Consider the following 17,199-nt stretch of genomic DNA (forward strand, 5'->3'; position numbering starts at 1 on the left):
CACCCTCCGCCGTGCGCTGTGTACCTCCGCAGACTATGCGCCGTCGACCTGTGTCTCGTAGAAGCAGAAGTGGCCCTTGATGGCGGCCACCTCGGCCTTCGGCTCCTGGTACTCCCACACCAGATCCTGCGCGTCGGCCAGTGACCAGTAGGACGCGTCGCCCTTGAAGGGGCAGTACGTCGTCGTGTCCGAGGGCGTCAGCAGCTCGGTCCGAACGTCCTCCGGAGGGATGTAGTACCGAACGGGACAACCCGTCTCCCGCAGCACCAGTGCCCGCCCGCTCTCGGCCAGCACCTGTCCGCCGTGCACGACGCGGACGCCCTGCGAACCCTGCTCGATCGTGATCGTGTGTCCTTCAGCCATGACTGTGTCAGCGCTCACAGAGGGCGGGTTCTTCCCGGCGCGGCCGCACTGTTGCAAGGATCAAGGCCGACGAGAGGAGCGCCATGGCACTCGACCCCGAGGACCGGACGGCCGTCACCGAACTGCTCGCTCTGCACGGCCACTTGACCGACGCCGGTGAGCTGGACCGATTGGGGGAGCTCTTCACCCCGGACGTCGTCTACGACATCACGGACTTCGGGCAGCCGCCCCTCCACGGGCCGGCCGCCATCCGGGACGCCGCTCTCGCCCTCGGCGCGGGCAACCCGGTCGCCCACCACATCACGAACGTCGTTCTCACCGAACTCGCCGAAGGCCGCGTCCACGCCTTGTCCAAGGGCATCGGCATCAACGCGGACGGCACCAGCGGCAGCGTCACCTACGAGGACACCGTGGTGCGCGGGGACGACGGATGGCGGATCGCCCACCGGAAGGTCGGCGCGCGCCGGGTGCCCCTCGGAGGCCGGTGACCGCCGCGCGCCCGGCCGCCGGTGTGGCCCGTACCGTAGGCCTCATGAACATCTGCGTCTTCCTTTCCGCCGCCGACCTCGACGACCGCTACACCCGCCCCGCCCGCGAATTCGCCGAGCTCCTCGGCAAGGGCGGGCACACGCTCGTGTGGGGCGGCAGCGAGAGCGGGCTGATGAAGGTCGTCGCCGACGGGGTGCACGAGACCGGTGGGGGGCTGATCGGGGTGTCCGTGGAGTTCCTCGCGGCCAAGGCCCGTGCCGTGTCCGCGCCGGACGAGATGGTCATCGCCGCCGACCTCGCCGAGCGCAAGCGGCTGCTCATGGAGAAGGCCGACGCCGTCGTGATCATGGTGGGCGGCACGGGGACGCTGGACGAGGCCACCGAGATCCTCGAACTGAAGAAGCACGGGAAGACCGACAAGCCCGTCGTGCTGCTCAACTCCGCCGGGTTCTACGACGGGCTCAAGGAGCAGTTCCGGCGGATGGAGGACGAGGGCTTCTTGCCGATCCCCCTCACCGACCTGGTGTTCTTCGCCGAGGAGCCGGTCGGAGCCCTCGCCTACCTGGAGGAGTCGCGCGGCATCGAGTAGTGCGAGCATGGCGCCATGACCAGCACAGCCAGCACTGCCACTCATGTGATCACCGGCGCCGGTTCGGGCATCGGGGCGGCCGTCGCCCGTCGTCTGCACGCGCGCGGGGACGAGATCTTCCTGCACGCGCGCGACGCCGGCCGCGCCAAGGAACTCGCCGCCCGGTTCCCGGGCGCCCGGACGCTCGTCGGTGACCTCGCCGACCCCGACAAGCTGTCGTGGGCGTTCTCGCACCAGTCGCTGCCGGACCGGATCGACTCGCTGCTGCACATCGCCGGCGTCGTCGACCTGGGCCCGGTGGGCGAGCTCACCCCGAAGGCGTGGCGGCACCAGCTCAACGTCAACCTCATCTCCCCGGCCGAGCTGACCCGCCACTTCCTGCCCCAACTCCGCGTCGCCCAGGGGCACGTCGTCTTCGTGAACTCCGGTGCCGGGCTGAGCGCGAGCCCCCAGTGGTCCGCGTACGCCGCTTCCAAGCACGGTCTGAAGGCGCTCGCCGACTCGCTGCGCCACGAGGAGCACGGCAACGGCGTACGCGTCACCTCCGTCTACCCCGGCCGCACCGCCAGCCCCATGCAGGCCAAGGTGCACCAGCAGGAGGGCAAGGAGTACGACGCGGCGCGCTGGATCGACCCCGAGTCGGTCGCCACGTCGATCCTCATGGCCCTCGACCTGCCGCGCGACGCCGAGGTCAACGATCTGACGGTGCGCCCGGGACGCTGACCGTCGGGGCCACCACCGGGGTTACGTACTCTTCCTGGGTGAGCGAAAAGAGCGACTTCAAATGGGGACCGGCGACCGGCGTCGGTTCGATGCCCGGTGGTGACGCCCGGGAGGCCGCCAAGACCGTCGTCGGGTCTTTCGAGGGCCCCGAGACGGGCATCCCGTTTCTCGCCGAGCTGCCCGCGCGCGGACCCGGCGCCGACATGATCGGCCGGACCGCCGGGCTGCTCGTCGACCTGTACGCGCGCGTGGAGCCCAGCGGGTGGCGGATCGGGGACCGGCCGGGGCGCGACACCAAGCGCGCCAGGTCGTGGCTCGGCGAGGACCTCGACGCGCTCGAGGAGTTCACGCAGGGGTACGAGGGCCCGCTGAAGGTGCAGGCCGTCGGGCCGTGGACGCTCGCCGCCGCGCTGGAGCTGAGGAACGGCGAGGCCGCGCTCTCCGACCCGGGCGCCTGCCGCGATCTCGCGGGGTCGCTCGCCGAGGGACTGCGCGCGCACCTCGCCGACGTGCGGCGCCGCGTCCCCGGCGCGCAGGTCGTCCTCCAGCTCGACGAGCCCTCCCTCATCGCCGTCCTGCGCGGACAGGTCAAGACCGCGAGCGAGTACCGCACGCACCGCTCCGTCGACCGGCAGGTGGTGGAGGGCGCCCTGCGCGACGTCCTCGGCGTCGCCGCCGACGTGACGGGCGGGCCCACCGTCGTCCACTCCTGCGCCCCCGACGTCCCGTTCGCGCTGCTGCGCCGGGCCGGTGCCGACGCGATCTCCTTCGACTTCTCGCTGCTCACCGAGCGTGACGACGACGCGATCGGTGAGGCCGTCGAAGGAGGCGTCACGCTCTTCGCCGGTGTCGTGCCCGGCGTGGACGGCCCATTGTCAGACCCTGCCGGTAGCGTCATGGGTGTCAGGACGCTGTGGCGCAGGCTGGGGCTGAATCCGGGGTCTCTCGCGGAGTCGGTGGTCATCACGCCGTCGTGCGGACTCGCGGGTGCCTCACCCGCGTACGCCCGCACGGCACTCGCCCACTGCGCCCGGGCGGCGAGATCACTCGCGGACAACCCTGAGTGACCGGGGACGAAGGTGAACGGGAGGACGAGAAGGTGGCTGCCGCAAGCGCTGGAGAACCGTTGGAGAGCACGCAGGCGCAGACCTCCGTGCCCGCGAAGGCGCGGGACGAGCACGCCCAGCTGGCCGAGCAGATCGAAGAGCACCGCTTCCGGTACTACGTGAAGGACGCGCCGGTCGTCTCCGACGCCGAGTTCGACAAGCTGCTGCGTTCCCTCGAAGCCCTCGAGGAGAAGTACCCCGAGCTGCGCACCCCCGACTCGCCGACCCAGAAGGTCGCGGGGAACTACGCCACGGAGTTCACCTCCGTGGAGCACCGCGAGCGCATGCTCTCGCTCGACAACGCCTTCGACGACCTGGAGTTGGCGGCCTGGGCCGAGCGCGTCCACAAGGACGTCGGCTCGTCCGCGTACCACTTCCTGTGCGAGCTGAAGGTCGACGGCCTCGCGGTCAACCTGACGTACGAGAACGGGCGTTTGACGCGCGCGGCCACGCGTGGCGACGGCCGCGTCGGCGAGGACATCACGCCCAACGTCCGCACGATCGCCGAGATCCCCGACCGCCTCAAGGGCGAGCGCATCCCCGAGCTCGTGGAGATCCGCGGCGAGGTCTTCTTCCCGATGGAGAAGTTCGAGGAGCTGAACGCCCGCCTGGTGGAGGCCGGCGACAAGCCCTTCGCCAACCCGCGCAACGCGGCGGCGGGTTCACTCCGCCAGAAGGACCCGCGCGTCACCGCGACCCGCCCGCTGCACATGGTCGTGCACGGCATCGGCGCCCGCGAGGGCTTCGACATCACGCGCCTGTCGGAGGCGTACGAGCTGCTGCGCGAGTGGGGCCTGCCGACCGCCAAGCACAACAAGGTCGTCGGGGACCTCGACGGCGTACGGGCGTTCATCGCCTACTACGGAGAGAACCGGCACTCCGTGGAGCACGAGATCGACGGCGCGGTCATCAAGCTCGACGAGATCCCCCTCCAGGGCCGGCTCGGCTCCACCGCCCGCGCTCCGCGCTGGGCCATCGCCTGGAAGTTCCCGCCCGAAGAGGTCAACACCAAGCTGGTCAACATCCGCGTGGGCGTGGGCCGCACGGGCCGCGTCACCCCGTACGCGCAGGTGGAGCCGGTGACGGTGGCGGGTTCCGAGGTCGAGTTCGCGACGCTGCACAACCAGGAGATCGTCAAGAAGAAGGGCGTGTTCATCGGGGACACCGTCGTCATCCGCAAGGCCGGCGACGTCATTCCCGAGATCCTCGGGCCCGTCGTCGACCTGCGCGACGGCAGCGAGTACGAGTTCGTGATGCCCACCGAATGTCCCGAGTGCGGCACCCCGCTGCGGGCCATGAAGGAGGGCGACATCGATCTGCGGTGTCCCAACGCCCGCACGTGCCCCGCCCAGTTGCGGGAGCGGCTGTTCTACCTGGGTGGCCGCCAGTGTCTGGACATCGAGAACTTCGGGGCCGTCGCCGCCGCCGCGCTCACGGCGCCGCTGGAGCCCGCCGAGCCGCCGCTGACCGACGAGGGCGACCTCTTCGACCTCACCATCGAGCAGCTCCTGCCCATCAAGGCGTACGTCCTCGACGCCGACAGCGGCTTGCCCAAGCGGGACCCGAAGACCGGCGAGGACAAGGTCGTCACGGTCTTCGCCAACCAGAAGGGCGAGCCGAAGAAGAACGCCGTGGCGATGCTGGAGCACATCGCGGCCGCCAGGACCCGGCCGCTCGCCCGCGTCATCAACGGCCTGTCCATCCGTCATGTGGGACCGGTCGCCGCCGAGGCGCTCGCCCGCGAGTTCCGCTCCATCGAGCGCATCGACCAGGCCACCGAGGAGGAGCTCGCCGCCACCGACGGCGTCGGCGGCATCATCGCCACCTCCGTGAAGCAGTGGTTCGCCGAGGACTGGCATCGGGAGATCCTGCGGAAGTGGCGTGATGCCGGTGTGAGGATGGAGGAGGAAGGGTCCGGTGAGGACGAGGGGCCGCGGCCGCTCGAAGGACTCACCGTCGTCGTCACCGGCACGCTCGAGAACTTCACGCGGGACGGCGCCAAAGAAGCACTGCAGACCAGAGGCGCCAAGGTGACCGGTTCCGTTTCCAAGAAGACGTCCTTCGTGGTCGTCGGCGAGAACCCGGGATCCAAGTACGACAAGGCCATGCAGGTGAAGGTTCCGGTTCTGGACGAAGACGGATTCGCCGTTCTGCTCGAACAAGGACCCGAAGCCGCCGCCGAAGTGGCACTTCCCGCGGAAGAGCCGACCGAGCAGTAGCGGTTGAAGGCCACCCGTTCGGCGCATACCAGATGCATACGGGTGGCCGGGCCGCATTCGGGCAACCGTGGTCGGGCGCGTCCGTCTGGTGCCCGTGGAAGCCTTCTGCGGCCTACTGTTGAGGTGTGCGCCTGCCGTGTCCTGCTGCGGACGGGGCAACCCCTGCTCCACAGAAGCCAGGGGCCCGGGCAGCGGACGTGGGCACCGCCGGCTGTGAGAGGGACGGGAATGGAACCGACCGAGAGCGCCGCCCCGGACTCACGTCTGCGCCCGCGTCGACGCCTTCGGCGCGGCAGGGACCGACGATTCGGCGGGGGCGCCGCGAGCGGCGACAACGGCAGCGGTCACGGGGAGAACGAGCGCGGTGGTGTGGTGAACTGGCGCAATTGGTGGCGCGAGAGCGGGCTGGGTTTCACCCGCATCGGCCCGGATCGGGCCCAGGGGGCCTTCGGCACCGCGGGCCCCGCGGGCGATCCGTCCGGGACGGCGGAGCGCGCGCGAGGAGCCCGAAGTGACCGGCGCGGCCAGGACGTTCAGGGCGCCCGGGCGGCGGGACGGGAACCCGCGGGCCCCGGCGGCGCGGAGCGCGGCGGCGCACACCCCGACCCCACCGACCTCGACCCCACGGGCGGCGCGGCCGTCGCACCCGGCGAGCGGCACACCGCCGGCAGCCGGGCCACGGGCGGCGGCCCGGTGTTCCACCCGGGTGCCCTCACCGGGGTGACCACGGGCCCGGCCGTCCCGCCGAACGGCCTGCCCGGCAGCGGCCACGTCGGCGTGGCGACGCCCGCGCGCAACGAGCAGAGCGGAGCGGCCGACACCACGCGGGCCGCGGCGCTCCCGCTGCTGCCCGGCGCCGTCGTCGCGCTCGCCGCGGTGGTCCTGGGCGCCGGATTCCAGCGGGCGTTCAGCGGCGACCACGCGCTCTTCCCGTCCGGCGTCGTCGGCTGGTCCCTCGCGGTCCTGGCCGGCATCATCGTCGGCCATCTCGTCGCGCTCGGCCGCGACCGCTGGTGGGGCGGCACCGGCTCCGGCGCGGCCCTCACCCTCGCCGTGCTGCTCCTGTACGGCTGGGTGCCCGCCGGAATGGTCAGCCTCACCGTCGTCGTGCTCGTCGGCGCCGCCCGCAGGCACCGCTGGCGCCAGGGCGTGCTGCACGGCGCCATCGACATCCTCGGCATCGGGGCGGGCGCCCTCGTGCTGGCCGCGTTCGGCCGCGTACCGTCCGTCGAGTCACCCTGGAAACCGGAGACCTGGGACGCCTACACGGCGCCCGAGGTCCTCCTCGTGGCGGCCGCCTACCTGCTGGTCACCCGCATGCTCCTCTGGTACGTGCACGCGCCGCGCAGCTCCGGCCTGCCCACCGTCGCCCGCACGGCGCTGGTCCGGCAGGGCCTGGTCGGTGTCGCGCTGCTCGGCATCGCGCCGCTGATCTGTGTCGTCGCGATCGCCCTGCCCGTCCTGCTGCCGCTGTTCGCGATCCCGCTGATCGCGCTCGACTCGACGCTGTGGATCGCGCGGGCCCGCGCCGAGGAGCAGCTGCGCGACCCGCTGACCGGACTGCCCAACCGGCAGTGGCTCCTTGAGCGCACCTGGACCGCGCTCGACGACGCCGAGCGGATCGGGGCGCGCAGCGCGCTCGTGCTGATCGACCTCGACCGGTTCCGTTCCGTCAACGACACGCTCGGCCACCTCGCCGGTGACCGGCTCCTGTTGCAGATCGCGGACAGACTCAGAGCCGCGCTGCCGCGCGGTGCGGAGGCCGCGCGGCTCGGGGGCGACGAGTTCGCCGTGCTGCTCCCGGTCGCCGACTCCACGACGTCCGCGAGCCGGGTGGCCCGGAACCTGGTGGCCGCGCTCGGCTCACCGCTCGACCTCGACGGACTGACGCTGGTGCTCGAGGCGAGCGCCGGACTCGCGGTCTTCCCCGACCACGCGCTCGACGCGGAGGGCCTGCTGCGCCGGGCCGACGTCGCGATGTACCAGGCCAAGCGGGACCGTACGGGCGTGGAGGTGTACGAGTCCAAGCGGGACTCCAACACCCCCGACCGGCTCGGCCTGTTGGGTGATCTGCGACGCGCCCTCGACGCCGGGGACGTGGAGCTGCACTACCAGCCGAAGGTGCGCTTCGACGGACAGGTGGCGGGTCTCGAAGCGCTCGTGCGGTGGGTGCATCCCGAGAGAGGGAAGGTTCCGCCTGACGAGTTCATCGCCATCGCCGAATCCTCCGGCCTCATGCCGCACCTGACCGAGTACGTGCTGGAGACGGCGCTCGCCCAGGTCGCGCGGTGGCGTGCGCAGGGCCTGTACGTACCGGTCGCGGTCAACGTGTCGCCGCGGGACGTGCACACGCCCGGATTCGCGGGCGCGGTCGCGGCGCGGCTGGCGCGGCACGGAGTCCCGGCCGGGTCGCTGCAACTGGAGATCACCGAGCACGTGCTGCTCGAGGATCCGCAGCGGGCCGCGGACACGCTGGCCGGGCTCACCGGGCACGGCGTGAAGATGTCGCTCGACGACTTCGGGACCGGGTACTCGTCGCTGGTCCACCTGCGACGGCTCCCGGTCAGCGAGCTGAAGATCGACCGGTCGTTCGTCGCCCGCCTCGCGGTGGACAACGAGGACGCGGAGATCGTCCGCTGCACGGTCGACCTCGCGCACTCGCTCGGGCTGCTCGTCGTCGCCGAGGGCGTGGAGGACGACGAGACGTGGGAGCGGCTGCGGGATCTGGGCTGTGACGCGGTGCAGGGGTGGCTCGTCGCCGCCGCGATGCCGCCGGACGAGGCCACGGCGTGGCTGCGGGCGCGGGGATCGCGTGGGTGGCAGCGGAAGCCTGCGGCGCTGCCGGCGGCCGACGAGGCCTGATGTCGCGGGGTCGTGCCTGATCGCCGTTGCGGGTTCCTGCTGTGTGGGCGGCTGCGGGCCGGTGGGGCTTCTCGCGCAGTTCCGCGCGCCCCCGGAGCGAGCTCCGCTCGCCCAGGGGACCCGCACTCCCACCCCGCCCCCTTGACCGTTTACCGGGCACGGCCTCGCGCCCCATAGGATTGAGGCCAAACCACACTCACTCACCCCAGAGGATCGCTGCATGCCTGGCATCACGCGCGAGGAGGTCGCCCACCTCGCCCGGCTGGCGCGTCTGGAGCTGAAGCCCGAAGAGCTCGACCACTTCGCAGGCCAGCTCGACGACATCATCGGCGCGGTCGCCCGCGTCAGCGAGGTCGCCGACCAAGACGTACCGCCGACCTCCCACCCGCTGCCGCTGACGAACGTCATGCGCGCGGACGAGGTCCGTCCGTCGCTCACCCCCGAGCAGGCGCTCTCCGGCGCCCCGGCCCAGGAGCAGCAGCGTTTCAAGGTGCCGCAGATCCTGGGGGAGGACTAACAGTCATGACGGACATCAACGTCAACATCATCAAGCTCACCGCCGCCGAGATCGCGGCGAAGATCGCGTCCGGCGAGCTCACGGCCGTCGAGGTCACCGAGGCCCACCTGGCGCGTATCGAGGCCGTCGACGAGAAGGTGCACGCCTTCCTGCACGTCGACCGCGAGGGCGCCCTGAAGCAGGCCGCCGCCGTCGACGCCAAGCGCGCCGCGGGCGAGAAGCTCGGCCCGCTGGCCGGTGTCCCGCTCGCGCTGAAGGACATCTTCACCACCGAGGGGATCCCGACCACGGTCGGCTCCAAGATCCTCGAGGGCTGGATCCCGCCGTACGACGCGACGCTGGTCAAGAACCTCAAGGCCGCCGACGTCGTCATCCTCGGCAAGACCAACATGGACGAGTTCGCCATGGGGTCGTCGACGGAGAACAGCGCGTACGGGCCGACGGGCAACCCGTGGGACCTGACCCGCATCCCCGGCGGCTCCGGCGGTGGCTCGTCCGCCGCGCTCGCCGCCTACCAGGCGCCGCTCGCCATCGGCACGGACACCGGCGGTTCCATCCGCCAGCCCGCCGCCGTCACCGGCACCGTCGGCGTCAAGCCCACGTACGGCGGCGTCTCCCGCTACGGCATGGTGGCCTTCAGCTCCAGCCTCGACCAGGGTGGGCCCTGCGCCCGTACGGTCCTGGACGCGGCCCTGCTGCACGAGGCCATCGCCGGGCACGACCCGCTGGACTCCACGTCCATCGACGCCCCGGTCCCGGCGGTCGTCGAGGCCGCACGCAACGGCTCGGTGCAGGGCATGCGCGTCGGCGTCGTCAAGCAGTTCCGCGGCGAGGGCTACCAGGCCGGCGTCGTGCAGCGCTTCGACGAGTCCGTCGAGCTGCTGAAGTCGCTGGGCGCCGAGATCGTCGAGCTGGACTGCCCGAGCTTCGACCTGGCCCTCTCGGCGTACTACCTGATCGCGCCGTCCGAGTGCTCCTCGAACCTCGCCCGGTTCGACGCCATGCGCTACGGCCTGCGCGTCGGCGACGACGGCACGAAGTCCGCCGAGGACGTCACCGCGCTGACCCGCGAGGCGGGCTTCGGCGACGAGGTCAAGCGCCGCATCATCCTGGGCACGTACGCGCTGAGCTCCGGCTACTACGACGCGTACTACGGCAGTGCCCAGAAGGTCCGCACGCTCATCACCCGCGAGTTCGAGGCCGCCTTCGAGAGCGTGGACGTGATCGTCTCGCCGACGACGCCGACCACCGCCTTCCCGATCGGCGAGCGCGCCGACGACCCGATGGCGATGTACCTCGCGGACCTGTGCACCATCCCGACCAACCTGGCCGGCAACGCCGCCATGTCGCTGCCCTGCGGCCTCGCGCCGGAGGACGGCCTGCCCGTCGGCCTGCAGATCATCGCCCCCGCCATGAAGGACGACCGCCTTTACAAGGTCGGCGCTGCCGTCGAGGCCGCCTTCGTGGAAAAGTGGGGGCACCCGCTGCTTGAGGAGGCTCCGTCGCTGTGAGTGCCATGGCAAAGAAGGCCAAGAACTTCAAGAAGTCCAAGACCGGCGTGTACGTGTCGGCCGCCAGCACCGCCTTCGGCGCGATCAGTGTCGCGAAGCAGGCGAAGATGGCCCGCAACGACAACGACACCCTGCGGCTGATCGACGCCGCCGTGTCCGCCGCCGCCATCGTCACCGGACTGGCGATCCTCTACCGGGAGCTCAAGCGCCTGGGCGACGACGACGTCCTGCTGGGCTGAGAGGGAAAGTTTCACCGTGACTGCCACGACTGACCTGGTGTCGTACGAGGAAGCCCTCGCGACGTACGACCCCGTCATGGGCCTCGAGGTCCATGTCGAGCTCGGCACCAGGACCAAGATGTTCTGCGGCTGCTCCACCGAGCTCAAGCAGGATGCCAACAGCCAGACCTGCCCGACCTGTCTCGGCCTGCCCGGCGCGCTGCCGGTGGTGAACGAGATCGGCGTCGAGTCGGCCATCAAGATCGGCCTCGCGCTGCACTGCGAGATCGCCGAGTGGTGCCGCTTCGCCCGGAAGAACTACTTCTATCCGGACATGCCGAAGAACTTCCAGACCTCCCAGTACGACGAGCCGATCGCCTTCGACGGTTACCTCGACGTGCAGCTGGAGGACGGCGAGGTCTTCCGCGTGGAGATCGAGCGCGCCCACATGGAGGAGGACACCGGCAAGTCGACGCACGTCGGCGGTGCCACGGGTCGCATCCACGGCGCCTCGCACTCGCTGCTCGACTACAACCGCGCCGGCATCCCGCTCATCGAGATCGTCACCAAGCCGATCGAGGGGGCCGGGGAGCGTGCTCCCGAGGTCGCCAAGGCGTACGTCGCCGAGCTGCGCGAGGTCATCAAGTCCCTGGGCGTCTCCGAGGCCCGGATGGACAAGGGCCAGATGCGCTGCGACGTGAACCTCTCCCTGCGTCCCAACGGGACCGAGAAGTTCGGCACGCGCTCCGAGACGAAGAACGTGAACTCGCTGCGTTCCGTCGAGCGCGCCGCCCGCTTCGAGATCCAGCGGCACGCGGCCGTCCTGAACTCCGGCGGCACCATCGTGCAGGAGACCCGTCACTTCCACGAGGAGGACGGCTCCACCACGTCGGGCCGCATCAAGGACAACGCCGAGGACTACCGGTACTTCCCGGAGCCCGACCTGGTGCCCGTCGCCCCGGCCCGCGAGTGGGTCGAGGCGCTGCGTGCCGAACTCCCCGAGCTGCCGCTCGCCCAGCGCAACCGGCTGATCGAGGAGTGGGACATCAGCGCCCACGACATGCAGTCGATCCGCAACGCCGGTGCCATCGGCCCGATCGTCGCCACGATCAACGCCGGCGCCGACTCGACCTCCGCGCGCAAGTGGTGGATGGGCGAGCTGGCCCGCTCCGCGAACGAGCAGCAGGTCGAGCTCGGTGCGCTGCCCATCACGCCGGAGCAGGTGGCGCGGGTGTCGGAGCTGGTCGCCAAGGGTGACCTCAACGACAAGCTGGCCCGTCAGGTCATCGACGGCGTGCTCAAGGGTGAGGGCACGCCGGACGAGGTCGTCGACAAGCGCGGCCTGAAGGTCGTCTCGGACGAGGGCGCGCTGAACACCGCCGTCGACGAGGCCATCGCCGGCAACGCCGGGATCGTCGCCAAGATCCAGTCCGGCAAGGTCGCCGCCGCCGGAGCCCTGGTGGGCGCCGTCATGAAGGCGACCCGGGGCCAGGCCGACGCGGCCCGCGTCAAGGAACTGATCCTGGAGAAGCTGGGCGTCAGCGAAGGCTGAACACTGTTGTGGTGCGGAGGGGCTGGAGACATCCGGCCCCTCCGTCGTGTGAGGAGCGGGGGTCCGGGGCGGAGCCCCGTGGAACGGAGCAGCACTCTGAGTACCACCTCGGCCGAAATCCTGGCTCTGGCCCTTCTCCTGGTCACCCTCGCCTTCGCGGTCCTGCGCCCCCGCAATCTGCCGGAGGCGGTCGCCGCCGTGCCCGCCGCCGCCCTCGTGGTGGCCGTCGGCGCCGTCAGCCCCGACCACGCCTGGGCCGAGACCAAGGAGCTGCTCCCGGTCGTCGGCTTCCTCGCCGCGATCCTGCTGCTCGCCCAACTCTGCGCCGACGAGGGCCTGTTCAAGGCCGCGGGCGACGCCGTGGCGCGGGCCTGTCACGGCAGCCCGACCCGGATGCTCGGCGGGGTCTTCGCGGTCGCCGCGGGCATCACCGCCGTCCTGAGCCTGGACGCCACCGTCGTCCTGCTCACCCCGGTCGTCTTCGCCACGGCCGCCCGGATCGGCGCGCGGCCGCGCCCGCACGTCTACGCGAGCGCCCACCTGGCCAACTCGGCGTCCCTGCTGCTGCCGGTCTCCAACCTCACCAACCTGCTGGCCTTCGCCGCGAGCGGCCTGAGCTTCACCCGCTTCGCGGGGCTGATGGCGCTGCCGTGGCTGGTGGCCATCGGCATCGAGTACGCGGTGTTCCGGCGGTACTTCGCCACGGACCTGGCCGCCCCCGCGCACGCCCCGGACGAGGCGGAGCCGACCGGTGTCCCGGTGTTCACCCTGACCGTGCTCGCCCTGACCCTGGCCGGGTTCGCCGTCGCCTCGTTCGCCGGGATCGAGCCGGTGTGGGCGGCGCTCGCCGGGGCGATCGTGCTCGGCGCGCGGGCCCTCGCCCGGCGCGAGTCCACGCCGGGCGAACTGCTGAAGTCGGCGAACCTGCCGTTCTGCCTGTTCGTCCTCGCGCTCGGCATCGTCGTCAAGGCGGTCGTCGACAACGGGCTCGGCGACGTCATCGGACACGTCCTGCCCGACGGCTCCTCGCTGCCCGCGCTGCTCGCCGTCACCGCCGTCGCGGCGCTGCTCGCGAACCTGATCAACAACCTGCCCGCGACCCTCGCCCTGCTGCCGGTGGTCGCCCCGGCCGGTCCGGGTCCGGTCCTCGCCGCCCTCATCGGCGTCAACGTCGGCCCGAACCTCACGTACGTCGGCTCGCTCGCGACCCTGCTGTGGCGGCGCATCGTGCACGCGCACGGCACCGAACCCGAGCTCGGCGACTTCACCCGGCTCGGACTGCTGACCGTGCCCGCGACGCTCGTCGCGTCGACCGCGGCGCTGTGGGCGGGGCTCCAACTCCTCGGCTGAGAAAGGGCTGTGAAGCCGGACGACGCGCTGTGAGGAACGACACGAAAGCGACAAACGATCACGTTTGCCTGTAAGAGTGACTGGCCACTGCTCACGTGTTCTTTGCGGGCTCGTCCCTTATATGCGATTGCTCCCTGTCAAAGATCCATGAACGTCCAGGGAGCACGCCTGTGGCCACCCTCGCCCGCTGGTGCGTCCGGCACCGGCTCGTCGTCGTCCTGCTGTGGCTGCTCGCGCTCGGCGGGACGAGTGCGGCCGCCGCGGTCGCCGGTTCCGCGTACTCGAACGACTACGAGGCGCCCGGCACCGAATCGGGCCGCGCCACCTTGCTCCTCGACGAGAACTTCGCCGGGCTCGGCGGCGACAGCGACACCGTCGTCTGGCACATCGACGGCTCCACCGTCCGGGCCGCCGACGTCGAGAAGACGATGAGCAACACGCTGGAGGAGATCGCCGCGCTGCCCGGCGTCTCGTCCGTCGGCTCCCCGTACGACGCCCGGGGCGCGGGCCAGATCAGCGCCGACGGGCACACCGCGTACGCCACCGTCACCTTCGACGAGCAGGCCGACGACATCCCGGCCGACCGGGCGCGGGCCGTCGTCGACACGGCCGAGGACGCCGAGAGCCATGGGCCGAACGGCCTCGACGTCGAGCTGGGCGGCAGCGCCGTCGCGCTCACCGAGTCGACCTCGGCACACCTGTCGGAGGTCATCGGCGTCGTCGTCGCGGCCGTGGTCCTCTTCCTCGCCTTCGGGTCGCTCGCGGCCGCCGCACTGCCCATCGCCACCGCACTGGTCAGCGTCGGGACGGCGTACGCGGGCATCGTGCTGCTCGGCCACGCGATGACCGTGGCGGACTTCGCGCCCATGCTCGGCATGCTCGTCGGGCTCGGCGTCGGGATCGACTACGCGCTGTTCATCGTCACCCGGCACCGGAAGGGCCTGAAGCGGGGACTTCCGGTCGCGGTCGCCGCCGAGCGGGCCGTCGCCACCACCGGGCGGGCCGTCGTCTTCGCCGGCGCGACCGTCTGCATCGCCCTGCTCGGCATGCTGCTCCTGAACCTGAGCTTCCTGAACGGCGTCGCCATCGCCGCCTCCGTCACCGTGCTGCTCACCGTCGCCGCGTCCGTGACGCTGCTGCCGTCGCTGCTCTCGTACCTCGGCATGCGCGCCCTGTCCCGGCGCGAGCGGCGCCGGCTCGCCGAGCACGGGCCCGAACCGGAGCTGCCCACCGGGCTCGCCGCGCGCTGGGCCGCGTTCGTCGAGCGCCACCCCAAGCTGCTCGGCGGCATCGCGCTCGCCGTGATCACGGTCCTCGCGCTGCCCACCCTCTCCCTCCACCTCGGCACCTCCGACCAGGGCAACAACCCGAGGACGAGCACGACCCGGCAGGCGTACGACCTGCTCGCCGACGGCTTCGGGCCCGGCGTGAACGGCCCGCTCACCCTCGTCACCCAGGTCGACGGCGCCCAGGACAAGGCCGCCCTCCAGCACCTCGCGAGCGACCTGCGGACCACCGACGGGGTCGCCGCCGTCTCCCCGATCACGTACAACGGCGACGACTCGGCCGCGTACCTCTCCGTCGCGCCGACGTCCGCGCCCCAGTCGCAGCGGACCAGCGACCTCGTCGACCGGCTGCGGACGGACGTCGTCCCCGCGTCCGGCCTCGACGCCCAGGTCGGCGGTGTCACCGCGAGCTACGACGACTTCGCCGAGGTCATCGTCGGCAAGCTGCCGCTGTTCGTGGGCGCCGTCGTCGGACTCGGCTGCCTCCTGCTGCTCCTGGCCTTCCGCTCGCTCGGCATCCCGCTGAAGGCCGCCGCGATGAACATCGCGGCGGTGGCCGCGGCCTTCGGCGTCGTCGTCGCGATCTTCCAGTGGGGCTGGGGGAGCGAGCTCATGGGGCTCGGGGCGTCCGGGCCCATCGAACCCTTCCTCCCCGTGATCATGGTCTCCGTCCTCTTCGGGCTCTCCATGGACTACCAGGTGTTCCTGGTCAGCCGGATGTACGAGGAGTGGCTGGAGACCGGCGACAACCGGCGGGCCGTGCGGGTCGGGCTCGCCGAGACCAGCCGCGTGATCAACTCGGCCGCCGTGATCATGATCTCGGTCTTCCTGGCCTTCGTGCTCAGCGGGGACCGGGTGATCGCGATGTTCGGCATCGCGCTCGCGGTCGCCGTCGCCGTGGACGCGTTCATCCTGCGTACGTTGCTGGTCCCGGCCCTGATGCACCTGCTCGGCGGCGCCAACTGGTGGCTGCCCCGCTGGCTCGGCCGCATCCTGCCGCGCATCAGCATCGAGCCGCCCGAGTGCCGCGCGGCCCATGAGAGGCTGGAGGTCCCCGATGAGCTGCAGCTGAAGGAGTCCTCCGATGTACGCGATACCGCTCGGTGACGAGGGAGCCGAGCTGCGGCCCCTGGAGCCCTGGCACGCCGAGGAGTTCCTCGCGAACCTGGAGCGCGGGCGGGAGTTCATCGGGCAGTACATCCCGTTCGGCTCCCAGGCCACCGACGTCGACTCGGCGCGCGGCACCCTCCAGCGGTACGCCGACATGCGGGCCGCGGACACCGGCTCGTACCACGGCATCTGGCTCGACGGGAAGCTCGTCGGCGGGGTGCTCACGCTCAACTTCGACGCCGCGACGGGCAACGCGGAGGTGGGCTGCTGGCTGGAGCCGGCGGCGACCGGGCGCGGCCTGATCACGCGCGCGATGCGGATCCTGCTCGACTGGGTCGTCCTGGAGCGCGGCATCCACCGGGTGGAATGGGTGGCAGCGTCCGGAAACGTCGCGAGCCTCAACGTCGCCCGACGTCTCGGTTTCGTTAAGGACGGAGTGCGCCGCGAGGCGCACGAGTGGCGCGGCACCCGCCATGACCTGGAGGTCTGGTCCGTGCTCGGCCCGGAGTGGCGCAGCGCACGCGACGCGCACAAGGAACGTTAAGAGACCTCTCAGACAGCGTCCGTACGGTGCGCAGCATGACTACCAAGACTGACGCGCAGAACGAGGCCAACGAGGCCACCAAGGCCAAGGCCTCCGACGAGGCCGCCGAGGTCACCGGGGCCACCGAGCCCGCCGGGACGACCGGCGCCGCCAAGGCCGACGTCAAGAAGTCCGAGGCCGACGTCAAGAAGTCCGACGCCGGCGCCGAGAAGTCCGAGGTCGCCGTCGAGGACCTCACCGACGACGAGATCGAGGCCGAACTCGCGGCGCGGGCCGGGCAGAACGCCCCGTCGGGCCCGACCGGCGTCGGCCAGGGCGCGGCCGCCATCGTCTCCACGGCGCTCGGCTTCCTCTCCATGTCCGGCAGCTGGCTCGGCACGGTCGTGAGCGCCCGCGAGACCCTCACCGGCCAGCTCACCCTCTCCACCAACTCGAGCGCGGGCGTCGCCGCCCAGGTGAAGGAGGGCTACACCGACGGCTGGCACGCCATGGCGGCCGTCGGCGGAGTCTTCGCGCTCGTCGCCCTGATCGTCGGCGTCGTCGTACTGGCCCGCCCCGCCTTCGGCACGCCCGGCAGGCCGCAGGCCACCTGGATCAAGTCCGTGGCCTGGGCCGGTGTCTCCCTCGGTGTCATCGGACTGCTCCTCGCCGTCGCCAAGTACACCGACATGATCTTCGGCACGCCCGGTCTGAGCTGACCCCTCACTAAGCACCCCCAGGGGGCCTTAGGCGCGTACACCTCCCCCGAGTACGCCGCCTA

The 17,199-nt window shown here is 71.4% G+C and carries 15 protein-coding genes; 14 read left to right on the forward strand and 1 reads right to left on the reverse strand.

The genetic code is table 11. The features are described from left to right. Positions 1-33: 33 nt before the first annotated feature. A complete protein-coding gene (locus B072_RS0117600; RefSeq protein ID WP_018531275.1) occupies positions 34-363 on the reverse strand; it encodes a DUF427 domain-containing protein in 330 nt (109 codons plus the stop codon). Positions 364-446: 83 nt separating this feature from the next. Between B072_RS0117600 and B072_RS0117605 the strand changes: the two genes are divergently transcribed. The 14 genes from B072_RS0117605 to B072_RS0117670 all read left to right on the forward strand — a co-directional run bounded on the left by B072_RS0117605 (position 447) and on the right by B072_RS0117670 (position 17,137). Beyond that, complete coding sequence (locus tag B072_RS0117605) at positions 447-851, forward strand: nuclear transport factor 2 family protein (protein WP_018531276.1); 405 nt, start codon at positions 447-449, stop codon at positions 849-851. Positions 852-895: 44 nt separating this feature from the next. Next, a complete protein-coding gene (locus tag B072_RS0117610) occupies positions 896-1,441 on the forward strand; it encodes a TIGR00730 family Rossman fold protein (RefSeq protein ID WP_026245960.1) in 546 nt (181 codons plus the stop codon). A 15-nt stretch (positions 1,442-1,456) separates the two neighbouring features. Next, complete coding sequence (locus tag B072_RS0117615; protein WP_078506469.1) at positions 1,457-2,164, forward strand: SDR family oxidoreductase; 708 nt, start codon at positions 1,457-1,459, stop codon at positions 2,162-2,164. Positions 2,165-2,202: 38 nt separating this feature from the next. Continuing rightward, positions 2,203-3,231: a methionine synthase gene (locus tag B072_RS0117620; protein ID WP_026245961.1), complete on the forward strand. Its 1,029-nt coding sequence runs from the start codon at positions 2,203-2,205 to the stop codon at positions 3,229-3,231. 59 nt (positions 3,232-3,290) lie between these two features. Further along, complete coding sequence (gene ligA, locus B072_RS0117625; protein WP_018531280.1) at positions 3,291-5,489, forward strand: NAD-dependent DNA ligase LigA; 2,199 nt, start codon at positions 3,291-3,293, stop codon at positions 5,487-5,489. 369 nt (positions 5,490-5,858) lie between these two features. After that, the gene (locus B072_RS0117630; protein WP_018531281.1) at positions 5,859-8,351 is read left to right on the forward strand and encodes a bifunctional diguanylate cyclase/phosphodiesterase; all 2,493 of its coding nucleotides are present in this window, start codon (positions 5,859-5,861) and stop codon (positions 8,349-8,351) included. 220 nt (positions 8,352-8,571) lie between these two features. After that, positions 8,572-8,868 carry an Asp-tRNA(Asn)/Glu-tRNA(Gln) amidotransferase subunit GatC gene (gene gatC / locus B072_RS0117635; RefSeq protein WP_018531282.1) on the forward strand — a complete coding sequence of 99 codons (297 nt, stop codon included), beginning with the start codon at positions 8,572-8,574 and terminating at the stop codon, positions 8,866-8,868. Positions 8,869-8,873: 5 nt separating this feature from the next. Next, positions 8,874-10,379 carry an Asp-tRNA(Asn)/Glu-tRNA(Gln) amidotransferase subunit GatA gene (gatA, locus tag B072_RS0117640; RefSeq protein ID WP_018531283.1) on the forward strand — a complete coding sequence of 502 codons (1,506 nt, stop codon included), beginning with the start codon at positions 8,874-8,876 and terminating at the stop codon, positions 10,377-10,379. Positions 10,380-10,384: 5 nt separating this feature from the next. Beyond that, a complete protein-coding gene (locus tag B072_RS0117645) occupies positions 10,385-10,618 on the forward strand; it encodes a hypothetical protein (protein WP_018531284.1) in 234 nt (77 codons plus the stop codon). Between the two features lie 16 nt (positions 10,619-10,634). Further along, complete coding sequence (gatB, locus tag B072_RS0117650) at positions 10,635-12,149, forward strand: Asp-tRNA(Asn)/Glu-tRNA(Gln) amidotransferase subunit GatB (RefSeq protein ID WP_026245964.1); 1,515 nt, start codon at positions 10,635-10,637, stop codon at positions 12,147-12,149. 96 nt (positions 12,150-12,245) lie between these two features. Continuing rightward, a complete protein-coding gene (locus tag B072_RS0117655) occupies positions 12,246-13,499 on the forward strand; it encodes an SLC13 family permease (RefSeq protein ID WP_043244185.1) in 1,254 nt (417 codons plus the stop codon). A gap of 170 nt (positions 13,500-13,669) precedes the next feature. Next, positions 13,670-15,892: an MMPL family transporter gene (locus B072_RS0117660; protein WP_018531287.1), complete on the forward strand. Its 2,223-nt coding sequence runs from the start codon at positions 13,670-13,672 to the stop codon at positions 15,890-15,892. Then, a complete protein-coding gene (locus tag B072_RS0117665) occupies positions 15,870-16,439 on the forward strand; it encodes a GNAT family N-acetyltransferase (RefSeq protein ID WP_018531288.1) in 570 nt (189 codons plus the stop codon). Before B072_RS0117660 ends, B072_RS0117665 begins: the two co-directional genes overlap by 23 nt. Positions 16,440-16,474: 35 nt before the next feature. Further along, a complete protein-coding gene (locus B072_RS0117670; RefSeq protein ID WP_043244187.1) occupies positions 16,475-17,137 on the forward strand; it encodes a hypothetical protein in 663 nt (220 codons plus the stop codon). Positions 17,138-17,199 lie beyond the last annotated feature (62 nt).

Origin of the sequence: Streptomyces sp. HmicA12 (assembly GCF_000373565.1) — a bacterium.
Lineage (GTDB): Bacteria > Actinomycetota > Actinomycetes > Streptomycetales > Streptomycetaceae > Streptomyces.

Bases quoted from the DNA above. Each gene is read 5' to 3' on its own strand.
- B072_RS0117645 (WP_018531284.1), top strand. From the start codon at position 10,385: ATGGCAAAGAAGGCCAAGAACTTCAAGAAGTCCAAGACCGGCGTGTAC.
- B072_RS0117600 (WP_018531275.1), bottom strand. From the start codon at position 363: ATGGCTGAAGGACACACGATCACGATCGAGCAGGGTTCGCAGGGCGTC.
- B072_RS0117615 (WP_078506469.1), top strand. From the start codon at position 1,457: ATGACCAGCACAGCCAGCACTGCCACTCATGTGATCACCGGCGCCGGT.
- gatA (WP_018531283.1), top strand. From the start codon at position 8,874: ATGACGGACATCAACGTCAACATCATCAAGCTCACCGCCGCCGAGATC.
- B072_RS0117670 (WP_043244187.1), top strand. From the start codon at position 16,475: ATGACTACCAAGACTGACGCGCAGAACGAGGCCAACGAGGCCACCAAG.
- B072_RS0117605 (WP_018531276.1), top strand. From the start codon at position 447: ATGGCACTCGACCCCGAGGACCGGACGGCCGTCACCGAACTGCTCGCT.
- B072_RS0117665 (WP_018531288.1), top strand. From the start codon at position 15,870: ATGTACGCGATACCGCTCGGTGACGAGGGAGCCGAGCTGCGGCCCCTG.
- B072_RS0117610 (WP_026245960.1), top strand. From the start codon at position 896: ATGAACATCTGCGTCTTCCTTTCCGCCGCCGACCTCGACGACCGCTAC.
- gatC (WP_018531282.1), top strand. From the start codon at position 8,572: ATGCCTGGCATCACGCGCGAGGAGGTCGCCCACCTCGCCCGGCTGGCG.